The organism is Clostridium sp. HCP1S3_C6, assembly GCF_052066735.1.
Taxonomy (GTDB): domain Bacteria; phylum Bacillota; class Clostridia; order Clostridiales; family Clostridiaceae; genus Clostridium.
Window position 1 is genome coordinate 1 of sequence record NZ_JBQHRN010000016.1, and the last position, 24,153, is coordinate 24,153.

28 protein-coding genes are annotated in these 24,153 nt (G+C 27.1%); 4 read left to right on the plus strand and 24 right to left on the minus strand.

What is annotated here, in order from left to right; genetic code table 11:
* Window positions 1-124: 124 nt before the first annotated feature.
* From ACTNAO_RS07355 to tnpA, 14 genes are all read right to left on the minus strand, one after another.
* Entirely contained in the window at window positions 125-2,467 is a 2,343-nt protein-coding gene (locus ACTNAO_RS07355; RefSeq protein ID WP_441027819.1) for an ATP-dependent DNA helicase, read from the minus strand.
* A 77-nt stretch (window positions 2,468-2,544) separates the two neighbouring features.
* On the minus strand, window positions 2,545-3,462 hold the full coding sequence (locus tag ACTNAO_RS07360) for a SufB/SufD family protein (RefSeq protein ID WP_441027818.1): 918 nt from the start codon (window positions 3,460-3,462) through the stop codon (window positions 2,545-2,547).
* Window positions 3,446-4,186 (minus strand): ABC transporter ATP-binding protein, encoded by a 741-nt coding sequence (locus tag ACTNAO_RS07365; protein ID WP_441027817.1) that lies wholly within the window; start codon window positions 4,184-4,186, stop codon window positions 3,446-3,448. Before ACTNAO_RS07365 ends, ACTNAO_RS07360 begins: the two co-directional genes overlap by 17 nt.
* 264 nt (window positions 4,187-4,450) lie before the next feature.
* Window positions 4,451-6,355, minus strand: a complete 1,905-nt coding sequence (locus tag ACTNAO_RS07370) for an ABC transporter ATP-binding protein (protein WP_441027816.1) — start codon at window positions 6,353-6,355, stop codon at window positions 4,451-4,453.
* Entirely contained in the window at window positions 6,345-8,081 is a 1,737-nt protein-coding gene (locus ACTNAO_RS07375) for an ABC transporter ATP-binding protein (protein ID WP_441027815.1), read from the minus strand. Before ACTNAO_RS07375 ends, ACTNAO_RS07370 begins: the two co-directional genes overlap by 11 nt.
* Window positions 8,082-8,140: 59 nt before the next feature.
* On the minus strand, window positions 8,141-8,572 hold the full coding sequence (locus ACTNAO_RS07380) for a MarR family winged helix-turn-helix transcriptional regulator (RefSeq protein WP_441027814.1): 432 nt from the start codon (window positions 8,570-8,572) through the stop codon (window positions 8,141-8,143).
* Between the two features lie 149 nt (window positions 8,573-8,721).
* Window positions 8,722-9,279, minus strand: a complete 558-nt coding sequence (locus tag ACTNAO_RS07385) for a thiamine phosphate synthase (RefSeq protein WP_441027813.1) — start codon at window positions 9,277-9,279, stop codon at window positions 8,722-8,724.
* A complete protein-coding gene (thiH, locus tag ACTNAO_RS07390) occupies window positions 9,272-10,432 on the minus strand; it encodes a 2-iminoacetate synthase ThiH (protein WP_441027812.1) in 1,161 nt (386 codons plus the stop codon). Before thiH ends, ACTNAO_RS07385 begins: the two co-directional genes overlap by 8 nt.
* Before the next feature lie 6 nt (window positions 10,433-10,438).
* Complete coding sequence (locus tag ACTNAO_RS07395; protein ID WP_441027811.1) at window positions 10,439-11,212, minus strand: thiazole synthase; 774 nt, start codon at window positions 11,210-11,212, stop codon at window positions 10,439-10,441.
* A 52-nt stretch (window positions 11,213-11,264) separates the two neighbouring features.
* Window positions 11,265-11,462 carry a sulfur carrier protein ThiS gene (thiS, locus tag ACTNAO_RS07400; RefSeq protein WP_441027810.1) on the minus strand — a complete coding sequence of 66 codons (198 nt, stop codon included), beginning with the start codon at window positions 11,460-11,462 and terminating at the stop codon, window positions 11,265-11,267.
* Between the two features lie 154 nt (window positions 11,463-11,616).
* Complete coding sequence (locus tag ACTNAO_RS07405; RefSeq protein WP_441027809.1) at window positions 11,617-11,952, minus strand: hypothetical protein; 336 nt, start codon at window positions 11,950-11,952, stop codon at window positions 11,617-11,619.
* Window positions 11,937-12,677 (minus strand): GTP-binding protein, encoded by a 741-nt coding sequence (locus tag ACTNAO_RS07410; RefSeq protein ID WP_441027808.1) that lies wholly within the window; start codon window positions 12,675-12,677, stop codon window positions 11,937-11,939. The genes ACTNAO_RS07405 and ACTNAO_RS07410 overlap by 16 nt, the downstream gene beginning before the upstream one ends.
* A 91-nt stretch (window positions 12,678-12,768) precedes the next feature.
* Window positions 12,769-13,875, minus strand: a complete 1,107-nt coding sequence (tnpB, locus tag ACTNAO_RS07415; RefSeq protein WP_441048062.1) for an IS200/IS605 family element RNA-guided endonuclease TnpB — start codon at window positions 13,873-13,875, stop codon at window positions 12,769-12,771.
* Window positions 13,876-13,885: 10 nt separating this feature from the next.
* Window positions 13,886-14,287 carry an IS200/IS605 family transposase gene (gene tnpA / locus ACTNAO_RS07420; RefSeq protein WP_441027806.1) on the minus strand — a complete coding sequence of 134 codons (402 nt, stop codon included), beginning with the start codon at window positions 14,285-14,287 and terminating at the stop codon, window positions 13,886-13,888.
* A gap of 105 nt (window positions 14,288-14,392) precedes the next feature.
* Between tnpA and ACTNAO_RS07425 the strand changes: the two genes are divergently transcribed.
* Window positions 14,393-14,896 carry a GH3 family domain-containing protein gene (locus ACTNAO_RS07425; RefSeq protein WP_441046116.1) on the plus strand — a complete coding sequence of 168 codons (504 nt, stop codon included), beginning with the start codon at window positions 14,393-14,395 and terminating at the stop codon, window positions 14,894-14,896.
* On the opposite strand, the gene ACTNAO_RS07430 is transcribed toward ACTNAO_RS07425, so the two are convergent.
* The 5 genes from ACTNAO_RS07430 to ACTNAO_RS07450 form a co-directional block, all read right to left on the minus strand.
* On the minus strand, window positions 14,809-15,339 hold the full coding sequence (locus ACTNAO_RS07430) for a hypothetical protein (RefSeq protein WP_441027804.1): 531 nt from the start codon (window positions 15,337-15,339) through the stop codon (window positions 14,809-14,811). The genes ACTNAO_RS07425 and ACTNAO_RS07430 overlap by 88 nt on opposite strands.
* Window positions 15,340-15,358: 19 nt before the next feature.
* Entirely contained in the window at window positions 15,359-16,033 is a 675-nt protein-coding gene (locus ACTNAO_RS07435) for a S8 family serine peptidase (RefSeq protein ID WP_441027803.1), read from the minus strand.
* Window positions 16,014-16,580 carry a S8 family serine peptidase gene (locus ACTNAO_RS07440; protein ID WP_441027802.1) on the minus strand — a complete coding sequence of 189 codons (567 nt, stop codon included), beginning with the start codon at window positions 16,578-16,580 and terminating at the stop codon, window positions 16,014-16,016. Before ACTNAO_RS07440 ends, ACTNAO_RS07435 begins: the two co-directional genes overlap by 20 nt.
* Before the next feature lie 102 nt (window positions 16,581-16,682).
* Window positions 16,683-17,249 (minus strand): hypothetical protein, encoded by a 567-nt coding sequence (locus ACTNAO_RS07445; RefSeq protein WP_441027801.1) that lies wholly within the window; start codon window positions 17,247-17,249, stop codon window positions 16,683-16,685.
* Window positions 17,246-17,821 (minus strand): hypothetical protein, encoded by a 576-nt coding sequence (locus ACTNAO_RS07450; protein ID WP_441027800.1) that lies wholly within the window; start codon window positions 17,819-17,821, stop codon window positions 17,246-17,248. The genes ACTNAO_RS07445 and ACTNAO_RS07450 overlap by 4 nt, the downstream gene beginning before the upstream one ends.
* A gap of 126 nt (window positions 17,822-17,947) precedes the next feature.
* On the opposite strand from ACTNAO_RS07450, the gene ACTNAO_RS07455 reads away from it, so the two are divergent.
* On the plus strand, window positions 17,948-18,361 hold the full coding sequence (locus tag ACTNAO_RS07455; protein WP_441027799.1) for a hypothetical protein: 414 nt from the start codon (window positions 17,948-17,950) through the stop codon (window positions 18,359-18,361).
* Here ACTNAO_RS07455 and ACTNAO_RS07460 read toward each other — a convergent pair.
* Window positions 18,358-18,846: an HD domain-containing protein gene (locus ACTNAO_RS07460; protein ID WP_441027798.1), complete on the minus strand. Its 489-nt coding sequence runs from the start codon at window positions 18,844-18,846 to the stop codon at window positions 18,358-18,360. The two genes, ACTNAO_RS07455 and ACTNAO_RS07460, sit on opposite strands and share 4 nt — an antisense overlap.
* A gap of 17 nt (window positions 18,847-18,863) precedes the next feature.
* Window positions 18,864-19,019: a hypothetical protein gene (locus tag ACTNAO_RS07465; protein ID WP_441027822.1), complete on the minus strand. Its 156-nt coding sequence runs from the start codon at window positions 19,017-19,019 to the stop codon at window positions 18,864-18,866.
* A 322-nt stretch (window positions 19,020-19,341) separates the two neighbouring features.
* Between ACTNAO_RS07465 and ACTNAO_RS07470 the strand changes: the two genes are divergently transcribed.
* On the plus strand, window positions 19,342-20,844 hold the full coding sequence (locus ACTNAO_RS07470; protein WP_441027797.1) for a hypothetical protein: 1,503 nt from the start codon (window positions 19,342-19,344) through the stop codon (window positions 20,842-20,844).
* A 47-nt stretch (window positions 20,845-20,891) separates the two neighbouring features.
* On the opposite strand, the gene bioB is transcribed toward ACTNAO_RS07470, so the two are convergent.
* Complete coding sequence (bioB, locus tag ACTNAO_RS07475) at window positions 20,892-21,866, minus strand: biotin synthase BioB (protein ID WP_441027796.1); 975 nt, start codon at window positions 21,864-21,866, stop codon at window positions 20,892-20,894.
* A 175-nt stretch (window positions 21,867-22,041) separates the two neighbouring features.
* Between bioB and ACTNAO_RS07480 the strand changes: the two genes are divergently transcribed.
* On the plus strand, window positions 22,042-22,506 hold the full coding sequence (locus tag ACTNAO_RS07480) for a GreA/GreB family elongation factor (protein WP_441027795.1): 465 nt from the start codon (window positions 22,042-22,044) through the stop codon (window positions 22,504-22,506).
* Between the two features lie 48 nt (window positions 22,507-22,554).
* Here ACTNAO_RS07480 and ACTNAO_RS07485 read toward each other — a convergent pair whose 3' ends face one another.
* Together ACTNAO_RS07485 and ACTNAO_RS07490 are read right to left on the minus strand one after the other, a co-directional pair.
* Window positions 22,555-23,670, minus strand: coding sequence for a M56 family metallopeptidase (locus ACTNAO_RS07485; RefSeq protein ID WP_441027794.1), 1,116 nt, complete (start codon window positions 23,668-23,670; stop codon window positions 22,555-22,557).
* On the minus strand, window positions 23,651-24,040 hold the full coding sequence (locus tag ACTNAO_RS07490) for a BlaI/MecI/CopY family transcriptional regulator (RefSeq protein ID WP_441027821.1): 390 nt from the start codon (window positions 24,038-24,040) through the stop codon (window positions 23,651-23,653). The genes ACTNAO_RS07485 and ACTNAO_RS07490 overlap by 20 nt, the downstream gene beginning before the upstream one ends.
* Between the last annotated feature and the right edge of the window lie 113 nt (window positions 24,041-24,153).

Genomic DNA, 24,153 nt, shown 5'->3' on the forward strand with positions numbered 1-24,153 from the left:
CTTGTATAGCAAATTCTTTTGGTTTATAATTTTTACTCAAATATAATCACCCCTAAATATATTATATTACATTTGATTATATTTGAATATATTTTTAATAACTATTAATAAGCTCCTTAAATAATTATTTATTCCAAAATTCTAAACATTTTTTATTAACATCTTGTGGATCTCTAACTTTGCAGTTATATTTCCAATCAATAGGAAATAAATCCTTGTATGTTCTATTTCCATACCTTTCATCAATTAAAAGAATAACTCCCTTATCATCTTTAGTTCTTATACATCTCCCTGCTGCTTGCAAAACTTTTATCATTCCAGGATATACATAGGCATAGTTAAAGCCTCTATTATTTGACTTTAAACGGTTTATGTTATCCTTTATAATATTCCTGTCTATACCAATCCTTGGCATTCCAACACCTACAATTATAACACCAATAAGTTTATTATAAGCTAAATCTATGCCTTCTGAAAAGTGGCTTCCAAGTACACTAAAAGCAACATTTGTATCATTTAAATCTTCTTTAAATATAGATATAAAGTCTTCTTTTTCTTCTTCTTCCATTCCTTTACTTTGAATATGAATATTAGATTTAGTATCTATAGTAATATATTTATCATAAATCATATTCATATAATCATAGGATGGAAAAAATACAAGATAATTCCCCTTTTGTGATTTTACACAATTCTTAATATAATCCACAATTTTCATACTGGTTTCCTCTCTTTTTTTGAAAGTTGTGGATAAATTGTCAGCAATCATTAACAATCTATTATTGTGATCAAATGGACTCATTAAATTTACTATATAATCTTTTTCTGTATACCCATACATTTCTTTAAAGTATTCAAGTGGAATAAGTGTTGCAGAAAATATAACAGAAGCTCTTCCTATGTTCATTTTATCCTGAAGGAGCTTTGATGGATTTACACAATAAAGTTTTATTATAATATTATTATCCTTTTCTTTAAATACAGTAACATAATTATCATCATAGTAATCCATCATAGAAACAAATGTATGTGCTTCAAAATAACATTGCAAAAACTCATCACTTTCTTCATTATTTCTTGCTAAATATTCATCACATGCATTAATAAATAATTTTAATATTTCCTTTAAATCACTTGGCGATCCATTTTGAACAATAATTTTATTTTTTTCTGCACTTAGATCTATAGATTTTTCACTAAAATAAAGTTCTATTTCCTTTATACATTTTAAAATCTTTCTATTTTTCTTTATAACTTTTTTGCACTCTTTAATCTTATCTTCATATAAGTAAGCAGAATACATTTCTCTTCCTCTATCTATAAGATTATGTGCCTCATCTATTAAAAAAGTATAATCAGTATTTTTTACATCAAAAAATCTTTTTAAATACACAGATGGGTCAAATAAATAATTATAATCACATATTACAATATCACATAATAAAGTAAGCTCTAAGGCAAATTCAAAAGGACATATTTTATATTTCTTTGCTATTTTATTTATAGTTTCTCTATCAAAAAAGTTATACTCCTTTCTAACCTCCATAATTATATTGTTTATTTTATCAAAATAGTCTTTTGCATATGGACAATATTCTGGATTGCAATTTGTTTCTTCCATAAAGCATATTTTATCTTTAGCAGTTAATGTAACAGATTTTATTTTTAAATCTTTACTAATCATAAGTTTTACCGCATTTTCTGCTACTTCTCTCGTAATAGCCTTAGCTGTTAAATAAAATATTTTAGATGTAATACCTTCTCCTATAGCTTTTACTGTTGGGAAAAGTGTAGATATAGTTTTTCCTATACCTGTAGGTGCCTGTGCAAAACATTTACTTTTATTTTCTATAGCTTTATAAACCCTTACAGCAAGTTCTCTTTGACCTCTTCTATATTCATTAAATGGAAATTCAAAATTTTTAATTGAAATTTCTCTTTCTTTCTTCCAGTTAATATCTGCCATGCACCATTTTTTGTATTCATTAATTAAGAAAAAAAAGCTTTCTTTTAATTCATCAATATTATAGCTTTTTCTTATGGATCTTGTATTTTGCGTATCTATATTGTAATAAGTTACTTGAATATCAATATTATTTAAATCATTTTCTACTGAATAAATATATCCATAACATTTTGCCTGTTCAAAATGAAGAGGATTATAATCTTCATCTATTAATAAAAGATCTCTTGTGGTTGTTTTTATTTCATCAATAATTATTTTATCTTTTTCTTTTAATATTCCATCAGCTCTTCCTTCTATTTCAATATGTATATCATCATCTTCATAATCATAATTTAATGTAACCTCTGCCTTATCATCTTTTCCATATGCACTTTGAACATATTTGTGCCCCTTAATTCCTTCAATAGCCTTAGAAGCTGCTTGAAACCTACTATCTATACTTCCTCTGCGCATTACAAATTCAACTAATGTTCTTACAGATATCTTATAATTATTAATCAACTTTTTCACCTTTTATTTTTATACTTTAAAAACATTATTAAGTAAAATAAAAGTGGCATAAAACCACTTTTATTTTACTATTCCATAAATCCTTGTACTATCCTATCTTCAGCTTCCTTTTCGGTTAATCCAAGTGTCATAAGCTTTATTATTTGTTCTCCAGCAATTTTACCAATTGCTGCTTCATGAATAAGTGATGCATCAATTGAATTTGCTGTTATTTCTGGAACTGCAGTAACTTTTCCATTATCCATAATAATAGCATCACACTCTGAATGCCCTGTACATTTATTATTACCATTTATTTGAGATTCAAACTTTTGTTTTGAATTTCCTTTTGCTACAGATCTTGAAATTAAGTTAACTGCTGAATCTTCACCATTTAATTCCACTGCAAAGCTTGTTTTTGCTGTTTGATCTCCATCTGTCATTATTTTTTCCTTAACTACTAATTTTGCATTATCCTTAAGTTCTGCTGCACATTCCCTATGAGTAGAATCTACTCCTCCAATTTGGACTGTATCCATTTCAAGATACCCACCTTCTTCAATAAATGCTTCAGTTTTAGGATTTATAATTCTTTTACCTTCTCCGTTTCCTGTTCCAATATGCTTTTCTAAATATAATACCTTAGCATTTTTTCCCACAAAAAATCTGTGAATTCCTCTATGTTCTGAATTATTGCATCCATCATTATGAACTCCACATCCTGCTGAAATAATTACATCTGCATTTTCTCCAATATGAAAATCATTATATACAAGATCCTCTACATTATCATGAGTTACAAGAGCTGGTATGTACACAGTTTCACCTTTTGTATTAGGTTTTATAATTATGTCTATTCCAGGTTTATCCTTTTTAGAAACTATATCTATATGATCAGTTACATGCCTATCTGCGCACTGACCATTTTCACGTATATTATATGCATCATTTTTTCCTATCTTTGTATCTGATACAAGTTCTATTAGGCTTTTAGTTATTTCCTGCATTACAGCCACCTCCTGCTTTTCTACAGCATGATTTATCTGCCTTTTTTAATAAACAAGGAAGAATATCTTCTCTTTTTTCGTGAGAAGTAACTTTTCCTTCTTCAATTAGTACTATATCATCTGCTATGTCCATAATTCTTTCTTGATGTGATATTACAATAATTGATTTATTTTCTTCCCTCATATTTTGAAATACTTCAATTAAATTATTAAAGCTCCAAATATCTATTCCAGCCTCTGGTTCGTCAAAAAGATAAAGTTTTGTATCTTTTGCCATAACCATAGCAATTTCTATTCTTTTCATTTCACCACCAGAAAGGCTACTATTTACTTCACGATTTATATATTCATCACCATTAAGTCCCACTTTACTTAAATATTCATAAATTTCTTTAGATGATATTTTTCTATTTGCTGCAATTTCTATTAAATCTTTTACTGTAATCCCCTTAAATCTAACAGGTTGTTGAAATGCAAAACTTATGCCCTTCTTTGCACGCTCTGATATACTCATATTTGTAATATCTTCACCATTAAAAAGTATTTTTCCTGATGTAGGCTTTTTTATTCCCATAATAACCTTTGCAAGAGTAGATTTTCCTCCACCATTAGGTCCAGTTATTACAACGAACTTAGAATCTTCGATTTTTAAGCTAATATTTTTTAATATATGCATATTAGCATTATCCTCTGCTATATATGAAACATCAATTAATTCTAACATGGCAGTCCTCCTAATATTAGTATTTTATTTCAATAAAATTGATAAACAATTAATTTTTATTTACTAAACACTATTCTATCATTTTAATATATTTTTTCCAACATAATAAAAAAAATATATATATGATATTTATTTTGCCACTTTTACCCCAGAAAACTAATATTAAAAAAGAGCATGGCTCATGATTATAAAAAATACTTCTAAGCAACACACTCTAAAAAATTGTTTTAATACATTCTTTTTTTTATTACAGAAAGATACCTTTTATGATAGTTCAAATGCTCCAGTATATAATTGATAATATCTTCCTCTTTGACTTATTAATTCATCATGACTTCCTCTTTCTATAATTCTACCTTGATCTAGAACCATAATAACATCTGAATTTTTAACAGTTGAAAGTCTATGGGCAATTACGAAAACTGTTCTTCCTTCCATAAGTTTATCCATACCTTCTTGAACAATTGTTTCCGTTCTTGTATCTATACTAGATGTTGCTTCATCTAATATAAGTACTGGTGGATCTGCAATTGCTGCTCTTGCAATAGCAAGAAGTTGTCTTTGTCCTTGTGAAAGACTTCCTCCATCACCAGTAATTACAGTATCATATCCATGAGGAAGATGCTTTATAAATTGATCTGCATTTGCAAGCTTTGCCGCATTTATTACATCTTCATCAGTAGCATCTAAATTACCATATCTTATGTTATCTTTTATAGTTCCAGTAAAAAGATGGGTATCTTGAAGAACTATTCCAAGAGATTTTCTTAAGTCATCTTTCTTTATTTTATTAATATTTATACCATCATATCTTATTTTACCATCTTGAATATCATAAAATCTATTAATAAGATTTGTAATAGTAGTTTTACCTGCACCTGTTGCTCCAACAAAAGCAATTTTTTGACCAGGTTTTGCAAAAAGTTTAATATTATGAAGAATTATTTTTTCATCATTATATCCAAAGTCTACATCATTAAATACAACATCTCCTAGAAGCCTTGTATAGGTAATTGTACCATCACCATGTGGATGCTTCCATGCCCACATTCCTGTATGTTTTTCTGTTTCTTCAATTTCTCCATTATTATTAATTTTTGCATTAACAAGTTTTACATAACCATCATCTATTTCTTTTTCCTCATCCAAAAGTGTAAATATACGCTCTGCACCAGCTAAAGCCATAATAATGGCATTAAATTGTTGTGATATTTGTGTAATAGGCATATTAAAACTCTTTGTAAGTGCTATAAATGATGCAATAGAACCTAATGTTAAAGATCCAACTCCATTAATTGCAAGTATCGAACCTACAACTGCTGTAATAACATAATTTATGTTACCAAGGTTCCCCATTATAGGCATTAAAATATTTGCAAAAATATTTGCATTATTAGCACTATCAAATAATTTATCATTTAATTTGTCAAAGTTATCCTTTGCTTCTTCTTCATGACAAAAAACCTTAACAACTTTTTGTCCTTCCATCATTTCTTCTATATAACCATTTACTACACCTAAATTAGTTTGTTGCTTTATAAAATACTTTGAACTTTTACCACCTATATTTTTAGTTACAAAAAACATAATTATAACCATTAGTACAACAATTAATGATAGTGGAATACTTAAAACAAGCATTGAAGCAAATACACTAACAATAGAAAACACTGATGATATTAATTGTGGAATACTTTGACTTATCATTTGTCTTAATGTATCTGTATCATTTGTATAAAGACTCATTAAATCACCATGTGCATGTGTATCAAAGAACTTTATAGGTAAAGTTTCCATATGAACAAACATATCATCTCTTATTTTCTTTAAAGTCCCTTGAGCGACATTTATCATAATTCTATTAAATGCATATGTTGCTACAACACCAATTAAGAATATAATTGCCATTACAAATAAAGCTTGTGATAATTTAGTAAAATCAGCTGTTCCTGATTCTGATATAAAAGGAAGTATATAATCATCTATTAAATTTTTTATAAATAATGTGCTAGCTACAGTAGCTAATGATGATATTAAAATACAGATTACAACTATAATTCCCTGCCACAAATATCCATCAATTATATACTTCATAAGTCTTTTTAATGTTTTCATAGGATTTGTTTTATTTTCCTTATGTTTTGAAGCAGGTTCTTTACTATTTGTCATCCTTATCATCTCCTTTTACCTGTGATTCATATACTTCTTTATAAATTTTATTATTTTTAACTAAATCTTCATGAACACCAAAAGCATTTATTTTTCCATCATCTAAAACTATAATTTTATCTGAATCTTGAATTGATGAAATACGTTGAGCAATTATAATCTTAGTTGTATTTGGAATATCTTCCTTAAATGCCTTTCTAATTAATGCATCTGTTTTCGTATCTACAGCACTAGTAGAATCATCCAATATTAGTATTTTAGGTTTTTTAAGCAATGCTCTTGCTATACACAATCTTTGCTTTTGACCACCTGAAACATTATTACCACCTTGTTCTATAAATGTATCATAACCTTCTGGAAATTTTTCAATAAACTCATCAGCACAAGCTGATTTACATGCTGCAATAATTTCTTCATCTGTAGCATTTTTATTTCCCCATCTTAAGTTTTCTTTTATAGTTCCTGAAAACAATACATTTTTTTGAAGAACCATTGATACTTCGTTTCTTAAAGTTTCTATATCATAGTCCCTTACATCTACTCCTCCTACTTTTACGGATCCTGATGATACATCATAAAGTCTTGGAATAAGTTGAACAAGAGTTGTTTTTGCACTACCAGTACCACCTAAAATTCCTATAGTCTCGCCAGAGTTTATTTTTAAATTTACATTATCTAAATTTAAACTATCTTCACTTTTATCATATTTAAAATCAACATGATCAAATTCTATTGAACCATCTTTAACTTCAAATATTGGATTTTTAGGATTTATAATATCACTTTTTTCTTCTAAAACTTCTACAATTCTTTCTGCAGATGATTTAGACATAATAACCATAACAAAAACAAATGAAACCATCATTAAGCTCATTAAAATGTTCATTAAATAAGTAAATAAACTTACAAGTTCACCTGTTTGCATAGTATTACTTACTATCATATTAGCACCAAGCCATGAAATTACAATTATGCAAGTATACATTACAAATTGCATAATTGGATTATTTAAAATAATAAGCTTTTCTGCAATAACTGATAAATCATATAACTTTTTAGATGCTTTTTTGAATTTTTGTTTTTCATATTCTTCTCTAACATATGCTTTAACTACTCTTATGCCAGTTAAATTTTCTTGAACACTTGCATTTAATTTATCATAATTTTTAAATAATTCTCTAAAATGTGGATGAGCTTTTATCATTATAAAATATAAAGCTACTCCTAAAACTATAATAGCAATTAAAAATATACATGATATTTTTATATTAATATAAAATGACATTATCATTGCACAAATCATAGTAAATGGTGCTCTTACAAACATTCTTATAATCATTTGAAATGCATTTTGCACATTAGTTACATCTGTTGTAAGTCTAGTTACAAGCCCTGCTGTGGAAAATTTATCTATATTTGAAAATGAAAAGTTTTGTATATTATAATACATTTCCTTTCTTAGATTTCTAGCAAAGCCTGTTGAAGCAGTTGCTCCAAACTTTCCTCCTAATATACCAAAGGTTAATGAAAAGCATGCTGCTACAAGCATTAATGCTCCTACCCTATAAATGTATCCTAAATCACCTTTTGATATTCCGTTATCAATTAAAGAAGATAATAAAAATGGAATTAGTATTTCCATAACAACCTCAAGGGCCATAAATATTGGCGTTAAAATTGTATCTCTTTTAAATTCCTTAATACAACTAGATAATTTTTTTATCATATTAATCCTCCTTTTGTTAGATTTCTAACTTTTTATATATAAAATTACTTTATTTACATTTAACTTGTAATATTCTTATTAAGTCTTGTTATTATATCAAAAAACATATCAATTTCTTCCTCTGTTAAAACTCTTTGCATAGAATTTTCAATTTCAGTAATTGCCTTATATGCATCCATATGAATATTTACACCCTTTGGTGTTAAAACTATTTTTTTAAGTCTGCCATCTTCCTGACTTGGAATTCTTTCTATACATCCGTTTTTTTGCAATAAATTTAAAACACTTGTTACAGATGAACGCCTAATATCAAATTCTACTTCAATATCCTTTTGAAATATATCCCTTTTAGGTGATTCACTATAAATGTATCCTATTATCTTACCCTGAATACATGTAATGCCGTATTTAGATATGTTCTTATTTATCATTCTGTTCATTTTATTAGCTAAAATGCTAATTTCCTTACCTAAACATTTAGAATTGCACAAATGAAAGCCTCCTTTTGTTAGATTTCTAACTAATTATACTTAAATAATATTTTATTGTCAAACTAAAAAACTCAAAACATCCCATATATTTATTATGAGAGGTTTTGAGTTTTATATTTTCTACTATCTTTTTAATTTGATAACATTATCTACATCTTCATAAACTTAGACATAATACAAGCTCCAACTGCATTAGTAGATTTTATTAAATCTAAATTATCCTTATTAATTCCACCTATTGCATATACAGGAACATTAGAATTTTCACACATATCATTTAAAAAATTAATTCCACGTCCAGGTAATCCTTTTTTACAATTAGTTTCAAATATATGACCTGCATTTACATAGGTTGCTCCAAGGTTTTCTGCATCTTTAAGCTGCTGCAATGAATGTATTGACATTCCAAGACAATTAAAATACTTTAATAAATGCTTATTATTTTTACCATCTTCTACTGATAGATGAATACTTTTATGGTTTAACTTACAAGCCACATTTATATACTTATGAAGAATACATTCTATATTATATTCATTACACTTTTTAATTATTTTCTTGGCTAAAATATAATATTCATCTTCACTTAAATCTTTTTCACGAAGTATAAGCCTATGAGGTTTGTATATTTTTGATATTCTATCAATTTGATCAGGCAAAGCTCTTTCACAAAGTTTTCTATTTGTTACAAGTGTTATTTTAAACATAGACATAATCATTCATAACAGGTTGAAGTCCATGTTCCTTAAGTGCTTCTCTTACTTCTTCAACATTTCTTGTATCAGCTATTTCAAACTGACTATCACCTTTTTCATCTTCAGGTTCTTCTGAATGGCTTCCTATTCCTGTACTAACTCCTGCTGATATTTTTGTTGCAGCAATTCCTACAATATTATCTCTAAATCCCTTACGTTCTCTTGTTGAAATTGTAATACTTGCATATGGCATAAATATTCTATAAGCACATATTATTAAGAGAAGTTGCTTTTCATGAACATCCTTTGGATTTATTTTATCATTATTAATAATTGGTCTAAGTCTAGGACAAGAAAATGCTATTTCTGCATGTGGATATTTTTTTTGAATTAAATATGCATGCATACCAGTTGCTAATGCATCTTTTCTAAAATCAGATAATCCAAGTAATGCTGCAAAACCTACACCTCTCATGCCACCCATAAGTGCACGTTCTTGGGCATTTACTCTATATGGGAATATTCTTTTATGGCCTGCTAAATGAAGTGTTTCATATTTATCTGAATTATAAGTTTCCTGAAATACTGTAACATAGTCAGCACCGCATTTATGAACATATGCATATTCATCAGAATTCATAGGATAAACTTCAAGTCCCACCATTTTGAAATACTTTTTAGCTATTTTACATGCCTCTCCAATATACTTTACATCAGACATAGCTTTACTTTCACCTGTTAATATAAGTATTTCTTCAAGTCCTGTTTCTGCAATAGCCTTCATTTCCCTTTCTATTCCTTCTTTATCAAGCTTTGCACGTTTTATTTTATTATGGCAGTTAAAACCACAATATATACAGTAATTTTCACAATAATTAGATATATATAATGGTGTAAACATATATACAGAATTACCAAAATGCTTTCTAGTTTCTTTTTGTGCCTTTTTTGCTATTTCTTCTATAAAGTCTTCTGCAGCAGGTGATAATAATGCCTTAAAATCATCTATTGAACATTTATCATGTAAAAGAGCTTGCCTTACATCTACTGCTGTATAAGCATTAGGGTCATATTCATTCATTTCTTTTATTACTTTATCCATTATATCAGATGGTATTTGCTCCATATCATCCATATATTTCATATGATCTATTCTTTGTTCCATTTTTATCTACTCCCTTATAAAACCTGTTAATGGTGATGATGCTGAAGCTCCTTTTTCAAGAACTCTACCAAGCTTAGACATATAAGCAGCTCTTCCAGCTTGAATTGCTAAACTAAAAGCTTTAGCCATTTGTGGAATATTACCACTTGTAGCAATAGCAGTATTTGCCATAACTGCTGATGCTCCCATTTCCATAACTTCACAAGCCTGAGATGGTCTACCTATTCCAGCATCTACTATTATAGGTAAATCTATTTCATCAATAAGTATTTGTATAAATTCTTTTGTAGCAAGCCCCTTATTAGTTCCAATTGGTGCCGCAAGTGGCATTACAGCAGAAGCTCCCGCATTTACTAAATCACGAGCTGTATAAAGATCTGGATACATATAAGGCATAACAACAAATCCTTCCTTAGCTAAAATTTCTGTAGCCTTAACAGTTTCTTTATTATCTGGTAAAAGATATTTAGAATCTCTCATTATTTCTATTTTAACAAAATCACCGCATCCAAGTTCCCTTGCAAGTCTTGCTATTTTTACAGCCTCTTCTGCATTTCTTGCACCTGATGTATTAGGAAGAAGAGTTACCCCTTTAGGAATAAAATCTAATATATTATCCTTATCTTTAGTATTTGCACGACGTACAGCAAGTGTTATCATTTCTGCCATTCCATCTGTTACTGCTGATTTAATTAAATCAACATTATATTTACCTGATCCTAATATAAATCTTGAGTTAAATTCATGACCACCAATTATTAATTTATCATTTTTATCCATTTTTTCTTCCTTCCTTACTACTTATTTAAATATTAATTAAAAGCTAATTTAATCAGCCTCCACCTACAAAACTTACAACTTCTATACTATCTCCATCTTTAATAACTTTTTCTTTGTAAATATCCTTAGGTACAATATCATCATTTACTATTACAGCAATTCTAGATGTATCAAATTTATTAATTTCAAGAAGTTTTTCAAGAATTATTTCACTACTTAATTCCTTTTCTTCACCATTTATTTTTATCATTTTGTCACCTCCCAAATAGCAATTTAATGTATAAAAAAAGTCGCAGAAAAGACCTACACCCGTGGTGGTGTACCCCTTCCTGCGACTTGTCCAATCACATTCTATAACTTATTATATATTCTTTTTCTTATTTGTCAATATATTTCAAAGTTTTTTATTTTAAACAATGCATTTTATCTTTAACCTCATTCCATGGAACAATATATCCCTGACCCTTACTGCAAAATATAGATGAGGATGTATATTCAATATCTGCATTTTTATCATAATTTTGATTTTTTAATATTTCTTGCTCATTATGACAAGGTTTATATCCATTATTAATCATCATAATTGAACTTTGCCCCTTAGTTATAGCTGCAAGTTCCACTGGATAATCCATAAATGTTTCTACAGGACCTTCTCCTGTAATTTTAACATTTTCACCTAAAATAATAGGTTCATTAAACGTTCCATAGAATCTTTCAATATCTGTTAATATTTTTCCCATACAATTTTATTGTTTGATATACCTTGCTTTGAATCATCATGAGTTATTTTATATATTTTTCCTGAAAATTTAGCACTATTATCATAACTTGTCTTAGTTAATTTATCTAAATTATTAATAAAAGTAGAAACTTCAGTATCTAAAAGTGCAGAGCCTTTAGATGCTATAAATACTTTTCTATGTTTTATTAAATTTACAAGTGTATTTATCCACAAATCTTCATGATAATTGCCTTTTAAATATTTTTCCATAAGACTATCATCATATTCACATATAAATTCAATAAGTTCTTCCTTTAAACCATTACTTAAATCATAATCTAAATAATAAATATTCTTATTTAAGTTTGCTTTTAAATCCTTTATAACATTACAATAATCTGAGCCTTCTCTATCATCTTTATTAATAAAGAAAAATACTGGAACATTATTTTTTTGTAAAAGATTATAAACAGTCTTTGTATTTCCTTGAATTCCTTCAACTGCACTTAATAATATAATGGCATAATCAAAAACCTTTATTGCTCTTTCCATTTCAGGTGAAAAATCCATATGACCAGGAGTATCAATAAGATAATATCTTGAATTATTAATATCAAAAATTGCCTGTTCTGAAAATATTGTAATTCCTCTTTCTTTTTCAATAACATTACTGTCAAGAAAAGAATCTTTATGATCTACTCTTCCTTTTTTTCGTATAGCTTTTGTATAATTTGAACCTCTCATGGCTAAAGCCACGAGATTCTTGGGAACTTCTTACTACCGTAAGAATATTTACCAAGCTATCCCGATTGTTCCAACCGTTCTTTTATAGCTATTACGCTACATCTAATATTCTTAATCCTTCATTCAGAATGTTAATAGCAGAATTTATATCTCTATCTAATTCTGAATGACATTCTGGACAAATCCAAAATCTAATATCTTCTGATTTCTTACCATCTCTATTCCCACAACAGTGACAAATTTGTGATGATGGATAATACCTATCTATTACAGATAATGTTTTTCCATACCATTCACATTTGTATGTCAACATTCTACGAAATTCTGACCAAGACACATCGCCAACTCGCTTATTGCGAATAGTAGAATCTGTTTCTTTCATAGATTTAGCATCTAAATCTTCAATACAAATTACATCGTAATTGTTTACTATCGTTGTAGATAATTTTTGTAAGAAGTCTTTTCGTTGATTAGAAATATGTTTCTGTAAATTTGCAACCTTAATTCTCGCTTTGTTCCAACGATTACTACTAATTGTTTTTCTCGATAATTCTCGTTGTAGCTTTAAAAGCTTCTTTTCTGACTGTTCATAAAACTGAGGATTCTCTATTTTATTTCCATTAGATAAGATTGCAAAATCACATATTCCCAAATCTATTCCAACATTTTTATTAGTTTTTGGTAACTGCTCAAACTCTACATCTGTACAACATAGAGAGCAGTAGTAATGTCCACTAGGTTCTTGTGATACAGTAGCATTAAGTATTCTTCCTTGAGGCATTAACTTGTTTTTCGTTTTTACCATTCCAAGTTTAGGTAACTTAATATACCTATCACAATACTGAATATTATTATTTACACATTTTGACTTGTAAGAATATCTATGTGTTTTCTTTGATTTAAACTTAGGATAGCCTGTATGTTCTTTAAAAAACTTTTGATAAGCTGAATCTAAATCTTTAAGTGAAGATTGAAGAGCAGTAGAATCGACTTCTTTAAGCCAGTCAAGTTCTGATTTTAATTTCTTCATATCATTTGCACACTGAACATATGAGAATGTTTCTTTATTCTGTTCATACATATCAATTCGTTTCGCAAGATATTTATTATACACAAATCTACAACATCCAAATGTCTTTGTAATTATTTCTTTTTGCTTTTTATTTGGATAAATCCTGTACTTATAAGCTTTTTCCACTACTCTCACCTTACTTTCTTTTCTGATTTTGGATATATTTTCTTATTTGTTCTTCTGTATTTTCTGATACAGTTGCTACGAAATATGATGGATTCCACAAGTGACCACCCCATAATTTTCTTTTTAATTCTTCTCCATATTCTTTCATTAGCAATCTTGCAGATACACCCTTTAATGCTTTTATCATATCTGGTATATAATGTTGTGGAGAACAATTTACAAGAAGGTGAATATGGTCTTTATCTGTATTACATTCTAATATTTGAAACCCATTATCATCAGCTATTTTATTAAGTATCTCTATTAATCTATTCTCTATTTGTTCTGTAATTACTTTGTGTCTATATTTAACACACCAAACAATGTGATATTGTATTGAATATACATAACCACGTCCGTTAGTTACTTCCATATGTTATCACCTCTTAAATATAATAACATATGTATATTACAAAATCAAGTATTTTCAATATATTATCGTATGTTTTAATTTAACATATGTATGTCAATTCATCCTATGACTAAAGTCACAGGTGTTCTTGACATATTAAATAAAATTAATAATGATGTTTTAATTAATATAATCAAAAAAAACACCAATACAATAATCTGTAAAAAATATCATTTTGAAAATATAAATTCTATAGAAGATTACAAAAATAATATGCCTCTAACTACCTATTATTTCTACGAAAATTACATTAATGATATGACTAATGGCAAACATAATGTACTATTTTCAGATGATATTGACTACTTTGGACATACTTCTGGTACTACAGGTAAACAAAAGCTAATTCCTGTTTCTCATAAAAATAGATTACTAGCTTCAAAATATATGGCTTTTTTAATTCAAAAATTTGCTTATAATAAAGTAAAAGATAAGTACAATTTTAAAAAAGGATTATTAATATCTGACATTGTATTAACTTCTTATACTTCATCTGGAATCCCTATATGTTCTGCTACTTCTGGTGGCATTGAAAAATCAAATAAAAATACCACGAGTAATAAACAATAATAAATACTTATTATCAATATTGCAAAAAAATTTACTTTAAAATTTAAAAAGGGCCCTATTAAAAAGTCCTTTAATCTAACAGAAATTAAATTTGCACAATTTGTAAGTGCTAGTGAAACATTAGCTTGTCCATCATCTACAACTTTATTATTACCTGTTGATTCATCATAATAAGTGCCATTCCATGAATAACCTTCATTAAATAAACCTGCTAGTGAATATTGAATATAATAAGAATAAAGATTTTTTGTTCTATCATTAAATTTTCTTGTATTACCTACTAAGTTTTTGTTTTTATCTAACACTTCTACTTTGTATTCCCTAGCGTTTCTCAAAAAATATGTCATTAATTGAACATCATCTTTAACATTATCATTATTAGGAGAAAATGCAACATTATCACTATTAACCTTAACTTTTGAATTATACTTTTCATTATTCATTCCATATGGAAAATCATAATCATTTTTCTCTGTACTTCCATAATATTATATTGCTTTCATTAAAAGATATTTTTGCTCCACTAATTTCTTTTTCCATACTTATATTATTTTCACATACTTCTATATATAAATTTTCATCTTTTAAAGTATAAAAAACATCTTCTTTACCATAATTAGTTAATGTCATTTCAAATGAAACACTATTACTATGGATATTTTTCAATGCAATATATGGTTTCTTTCTATCGTCAGTAACAATAACATTATTGTTTACTGCCTTTTCAAGTTGCATAAGTCCTGCTCCTTGTTGTCTTGGTGAATATATTACTCCAGTACTGCTGTTTGTTAAAACTTTTGCAGTATTCATCATTAAACATTTTATTATATCAACTTTATTAATATCTTGAGAATAATCAATGTTCTTATGTTTTAATGACTGAAGTATTAATGCACAACCACCAGCCACATTAGGTGATGCCATTGATGTACCACTTTCTGTTTCATAAGAATCATTATATACAGTAGATTTTATATTTCCACCTGGTGCTGTTATTTCAGGCTTTAATTCTAAATCTGGGCTTGGCCCCCATGATGAGAATGAATACATATTTTCGTTTTTGCTGTTGCTACCTGCATTATTTGAAAAAGGAAAAAAATCATCTCTATCATAATTATTATTTGTTAAATTGTCCATTTTTATCAGCAACTCGCATAGCAAGTAGCTGCGCTTCTGGAGCTACCCCCTTAATTTCCCCGTTAGCTAAAGCAATACCTGCTACATGCATTCCATGTATTTGGTCTTCATTTTTAATCTCATCATTTCCATCTGCATAATTGTACCCATAAGGAATTTTTTCACTGAAATATTTTCCATATCCAAGATTTTTTATATCATTATCTGCTAAATCCTTTGTAATTTTTACATTTTCCTCATCAATAGTTTGAAAATCTTTGTGAGTATAATCAAAACCAGTATCTATTACTGCTATAACCATACCTTCCCCTTTATATGAACAATTATTCCAAACAGATTCAGCTTCTGTAAGCGTATTAGATGTTTGCATTTTACTTTGCATTTTAACAGATTCTTCTGGATCTTTTATTGAAGAAACCATTGAAACATTAGTATTTTGCCTATTGTCTAAACTATCATTTGCATATGTAGTTATGCCGCTAAATAAATTACAAACCATAAAAGATGAAATAATTACAGAAAAAAACTTTTTCTTAACACTTTTCACAAAAAACATCCCCCATACTTTTATAAATTTATATTATATAATACCAATAAAATCTTAAAATTAGCTGATATTTTAAAAAAATGAAATTAATTCTTTAATAGCTTACTCTAAAGAATTAATTTCATTTTCTAACATTTCTATTTGCGATTTTAATTTTTTAATTTCTTCCTTCAATCTTCTAATTTCCTTATTTTTTCTATCTTTTTTACTAATTATATCTTCATCATTGTTAGTATCACAAGCTTTACCTAAATCCGAACGTTCACCACCATTAGGTGCTTTTACATTAGTACAAAAAGGATTTGATACATTTCTATATACGGGATTATAGTATCTTCCAGGGCCTCCTTGAAAATATGCTTGTTGAGTATTAAAAGCTACAATAACTTGTGCTATAAGTTGAAGCCAGTTTCCATAGGCATTTGCTATATTAGTTGGAAGTTCATTAGAAACTACATTTGATAGTATTTCACATACAACAATAGAAAGCATCGGGTCAATATCTTGAAACCCATAAAAAACATCTGAATCAAAATTTCTGCAATAATTATCTTTAGCTCCAGCTGTTGGATCTATTTTTGTGTCTGATTCTGAAGAATTACAATTACACTTTTCATATCCATAAGATTTTAATATTTCATCTATATTTCCAAAATAAATTGAATTCATAACTTACCTTTATTTGTATATACACTTTCTATTTTATCTATTTTTAGATTAATCTCATTTATTTCCCGGGAAAAATTATCCTTCATTAAATTTAAATATATTTCTATATTTTTTATTTTTTCATACACATTTTCATTGTCATCATTATCTGCTTTTGAATTATCTTTTTCAGCACAACTCATAAAAGGATTTGTTACATTTTTATATTTTTTATTATAAAGTCTTCCAGGACCTCCTTGAAAATATGCCTGTTGACCTGCATATGTTTCAATAACTTGCCCAATTAAATTCAAATAATTTGAAATTGCATTAGCCACATTAAATGGTGTACTACCTGCAATAATATTTCCTATAAGTTCGCCAACTACAAGAAATAATATTGGATCTAAATCTTGAAATCCATTAGGTATGTCCATATTAACATCTGCACAACAATTTGAATCTGCTCCTCCAGACTTATCTATTTTACAATATTGTTGTTTTTTACTATTATTTTTTTCAGAATTATCTACATTTACCTTTTTGTACCCAAGATAATTTAAAATTTCTTCTATAAAATTATTATCATCCATAATTAACACTATTAAAAGTAATTTACTATATTTTACTCAATATTTTTGTATATGATACAAAAAGTATCTGCATTTTTAATTATAACTCATATAATAATATTGTTATTATTGCATGGGAGTGATTATTTGTATGATTTTTCTTTTATAAATAATATAGATGAGTACTTAAAAAATATAGATATAAATATTGCTCAATTAGAAAAAATAGGTGCTACATTTTTATCTATTGGATATGCAATATTTTTTTATGGAGCAGATTTAGATATTAAAGAAGCTACTAAAAATCATGATGATTATATTCCCACAGATGAAGTAACTTTATTCGGACAAACACTTGTACTTATAGGTTATATAATTTTATATATAGTTAACAAAAGGCGAATTAAGGAAAAAATACTTTTAAATAAATATAAAAATGATAACATTAAATTGTGGCCATATATATTAATTACTAATGGATATCTTTTAAGTGTTTTTTCAAATATTTTAAGATATATAGGATTTTATTATATTATAATATTAGAAGATTCTGATGATTAATCTTTGTAAATATTTTTCAAAAACTCAATTCCAGCTTTAGTTTTAAAAATCTTATTTTTTACAGTTTTTATAGAATCACTACTAATTCCATCTTCATATATATTAACTAAAAAATCTGCTTCAACTAATATTTGATAATCTATACTACAAATATTAGTATAAGTATGATGATGACCAATTAAAAAGCATACTCTTTTTATAATATCATCATTAAAATTAAGTTTTTTCAACATTTTTTCTGCTATAATTGGTCCCTCTAATTCTTGGTATTTTCCTGCTGAAGAATTATATTTTTCTTCACTTACTTTTATGCCTATATCATGCATAACAGCAGCTACTTCTAAAATATATTGAGTATCATTATTTATTTTTTCAAGTTCTCCTATTGATTTTGCAAAAGAATAAACTTTTAAAAAATGATTAATTCTTTTTACATCACCAGCATAGTATTTTATCATTTCATTTATAACAATAGATACATCCATACAATATTCTCCTTTAATTATTTATCAAATAATCCACCACCATTATGACTACTTCTACCTTTTTTAGCTGCTCCTATTTTTTTAGTTGCTTTATCTGTATTTTTTGTATTTTGACCTTTTTTCTTTTTTTCCTCTATAAGTTTTTTCATTTTTTCAATACTTTCTTTATTCAAAAATAATACCTCCAATATATTTTTATATACTATTAAATTCATTATACATTAATAAAATAAAATTCTAAAGCTTATTAAATATACATTTATAAAAAAAATATTTATTGTACTGCTACTAAAATAAGACAAGGTAAGTCTATTGCCTTTTATAATGCTGAAATAACTAATGATAATGGTGAAATCTTAGAAACTGGTTCTTTTTCTTTTTACATATTAAAAAACACTAAATTTAATAATTAGTTATTTTATTCACCTTCGTATATTTGCTACATATACTAAATAATAATATTATTTAGATTTAGCAATTACAAAGGAGTATTTTATGTTTACCCTTGATAAAATAACAGAAACCAATGGTTTTGATACATCCTGCAAAAAAAATGCTATTCAAAACAGCTACGCATCATGTATAACTGAACTTGGTGATTATATATATGTAGGAACTGTGCGAAATGCCTTAACTACCCTAGGCTGTTCTAAAAGGTGCATAATAAATATTCCACCTTGGATAATAAAAGGCACAGATAACAATGCAGAAATTTGGCGTTATAAAAGAGATGGCAGCCGAGGCTGGGAAAGAGTTTTCAGAGCAGATTGTAATGATAAAATAAAAGGCTTTAGTTCACTTATAACTCACTCAACTGATAATGAAAAAGCAATGTATGCTGCAGGATTAGGCACAAAAATTTACCTGATAAAAAGTACAGATGGTATAACATGGACAAAAGTTAATACAAAAAATGTTTTAGGTACTACATGTAAATGCCTACTTTCATTTAAAGGGAAATTATATCTCTCTACAATAAAAATTGGTTTTGCTAAAAATACCCCCTTCCTTTATGAAAGCAAAAACCCTGACTGTAAAAAATTTAAGCCTGTTATAGATACAGAAAATATCTGTTTTGATTCAAATAAAAACCCTGTTGGAAGAATCGAAAATTTAAATGAATTTAATAATAAGCTTTATGTGGGAATATCTACAAATAGTGGATGTGAGCTTTGGCGTTCTATAAATTCAAATCCTAAAACTAATGAATGGGTCAAAATTGGAAATTCTGGTTTTTATGACAGAGCAAATTCAAATATAATAGCTTCTTATGTATTTAAAAATCATCTATATATATCTTGCACTAAAAACCTTCCTCTTTCTCTTTTCGCACCACTAGGATTTGATATTATAAGAGTAGATGTAAATGATAATGTAGATGTAGTAGTAGGTGGGGACCCTTTAATTCCATTAAACAAATGTGACAATAATATACAAAGCTTATCTGGATATAAATCTGGTTTTAACAATTTTTTTAATATTTATGGTTGGCAGATAAATTGCTATTGTGGCACATTATTTATAACTACTTTAGATAATTCAACAAATATGAAATTAATAAGAGATACAATTATATACAATAGTGATCAATATATAGAAAAACTAGGTTATGCAAATTATAATGAACTTTTAAGTGCTTATACAGATATATGCAATATAATAACATGTTATAAATACCCAAAAGGATTTGATATTTACACATCTACAGATGGCATACATTTTAAATCTTTAACTCTTAACGGATTAGATAATAAAAATAATTACGGTGGAAGTTCGTTATTTAAAAGCTGTAATGGCTTAATGTATTTAGGAACTGCAAATCCTTATGATGGATGTGAAGTTTGGGAAATAAATAAAAATAACTTTATTGAAGAATCTAATGAAGAAGAAAAACTTCTTTATCTTGAAACTCTTAAAAAAATAAATAAGCAATTAATGAAAATTTATCCTAAATTGCTAAGAATTTTAAGTTCAACATCTTGTATTGATAGAAATTGAAATTTAGGATAATTAATGTGGGGTCTATTTACCCCACATATAAAATCTTATTCATTTAACATTCCTACTTTATACCCTAAATCCTTTAGCATTTTCATATCATAATCTATTGTTATTCCAGATGTTGTAAGCATATCTCCAGATATTGCTGCATTAGCACCTGACATAAAACACTTCTTTCCTTTATCAGGTAATAGTCCTCTTCCTCCTGCAAGTCTTATATTAGCATCTGGATTAATAAATCTAAATAATGCAACAATTCTACACATTTCATCATTAGTAAGTACCTTATTATTTTCATAAGGAGTACCTTTTATAGGATTAAGCATGTTTACAGGTATTGACTTAACATTAAGTTCTCTTTCCTGAAGTGCTAAATCAATTCTATCTTCCATAGTTTCTCCAAGTCCTACAATGCCACCACTACATACATTAAGGCCTGCTTCTCTTGCCATTTTTATAGTTTGTATCTTTTCATCATAGGTATGAGTTGTACAGACTTTAGAAAAATATTTACGTGATGACTCAAGATTATTATGAACTCTCTTTAATCCTGAATTTTTTAATTTAACAAACTGTTCCTTATTTAATAAACCAAATGAACCACATAATGATATATCACATTTCTTTTGAATCTCTCTTAAACTATCACACACACTATCAACTTCTTTATCTGATAACCTTTTTCCTGATGTAACTATAGAATACCTTAATATACCTTTACTGTGGTTATATACAGCTTCTTCTACAATTGGCTTACTAGATAGAAGTGGATATTCTTGTATTTTTGTATTATAAGAAATAGATTGAGCACAGTACTTACAATTTTCCGAACACCTTCCACTTTTTCCATTTATAATAGTACACAAATCAAACATATTACCACAAATCTTTTCTCTTATTTCATTTGCACTCTTGCATAATTCATCTAAATCTTGCCTAGATAAAAATATTGCTTCTTCTCTATTTATAGAACCACCATTTAACACTTTATTTTTTAAATCTTTAACTGAATATTTCATTTTATAATTTCCTCCAAATTATATAAGATATCCTAAATATATTCCAATAGTCTTTAATTGTCAACTCGCTTAAGAAATAAAGTTTACATTTATGTTATAAAATAAAAAATACTTTAATTTTTTCCCTATTAATATATAATAATATGTAATGGTACTATATAAGGAGGTTATAAATATGCATAATACTTTAACAGAAGAAAATATAAAAAAATTAAGAGAAGAATTAGATTATAGAATGACAGTTAAAAGAGCTGAAATTGCAAAGGAAAAATTAATTGCTGCAGCTCATGGTGATAGGTCTGAAAATGCAGAATACAAAGAAGCCTGTGCTAATTATAGAGCTAATGACAATAGAATCCAATATCTCTTAAATATGATTTCTACAGCTACTGTTGTTGATGATACTGAAACTAATAATTCTGTTTTAGGCATAAATAGCAAAGCTAAAGTAAAATTTGTAGAAGATGATGAAGAAGAAATTGTAACTCTTGTTACAACAATGGATTTAGATCCAGAAAATATGATGATAAGTATAGAATCAGACCTTGGAAAAGCCCTTTCTGGTAAAAAGGCAGGAGATATTGTTACTGTGGAAGCTCCTGGTTCTAGTTATACAGTTGAAATTCTTGAAATACTTTAAAAAATAGGATTAAGCTAAGCTTATCCTATTTTCATATCTAAAAATATTTTAATAATCTTTATTAATTTCTCCTATCTTTCCTGTTGAATTATCTATTGAAACTGACATTTCAACATATTCATCGCTACTAGTAATATTATTATTTATCACATTAAAATCGTTAAACATCATATTATCATAAGAAAAATTACCACCCATAAATGACTTTACTTTATATGTAGCTTTTGTTGTAGCAAATGTACTAATTCCAATAGATTCAAAAGCTAATGTAAATAATATTATAAATGAAAAAACTTTCCTTATAATACTTGATTTTTTAGAATTTAGTATGATATACAACCTATTTTTTATATATTTGCTTTCACTACATAATCCTAAATATACTACTGTATCATTTATTTGCTCATTATCTACATTTTCTATAACCTTTAACAACAAATTTCCGTATAATTTTCTTTCAAATTTTTCTTTACTTTTTACTAACAGTTCATCACAAGATATTTCACACCATCTATTAACATTTTTATTAACTACATATATAAGTGGATTAAACCAATTTATTGCCATAATAAATATATTTATAATTTTAATAAGTAAATCTTTTCTTTTATAATGAATCAACTCATGTCCTATTATTAAATTTAATTCATCATAATCATTCAAATACTCTGGTATTCTTATAACAGGCTTTCTTATACCTATAAGCATAGGAGACTTAACATTAGAATTTCTTTGAATTGAAACTTTATAATTTTCATTAAAAACATGATTTTGTAAAATTTCGTCTAATTTTTGATCTTTAGAATCAAATTTACCTATAATCCTCTTAAATCTAAAGTAATTAAAGGAATTTATAACAAGAAATAACACAAAACCAATAAACCAAACTATTATGAATAAATTCACATAATTAAATGAACTATATGCAATATTAGCTATATCAAAACTATAAATCGACATAATTTCACTTTTAGGAAATAATTTGGAACCCACAATAAGACTTATAGGAGCTATAAAAAGAAACATACAAATTTTAGAAACCTCAAAATGCCACTTAGAAGAAAGTATTTTTTTTGTAAATAAAGATAAAAGAAATGCTTGAATAAAAAATACACTGCCTGTAATAGTTATTTTAATAATAGTTTCAAATATTATCTGATTCATTTGAAAACCAATCCTTTAATTCTTGCATATCTTTTTTTGAGACTTTATTTTTATCATGATATAATGCAGCTAAAAAATTTTTAATTGACCCATTATACATATTATTTAATATATCTTTAGCATTTTTTTGTTCGTATTCACTAATTGATATAGCTGTATAAAACCTATTACGTCCTTGACTTTCTACACTTAAAACACCTTTTTTCATCATTCTATTAAGTAATGTAGTTATAGTTTGCTTAGCCCAACGCTTTCCATACTTCTTTTCACAAATATCAATAAGTTCTGTTGGCGTAATTTTTCTATTTACGTCCCACATTATTTTTATTATATTCATTTCTTCTTTAGATAATTTATTTAGAGTACCTATTTATATCGCCTCCATATTTTACAGGCAAAAAATCTTCATTAATAAAAATTATAACGCAAATATAACAAAATTACAATTTTATAACAAAAATATGCTTAATAACAAATAAAGAT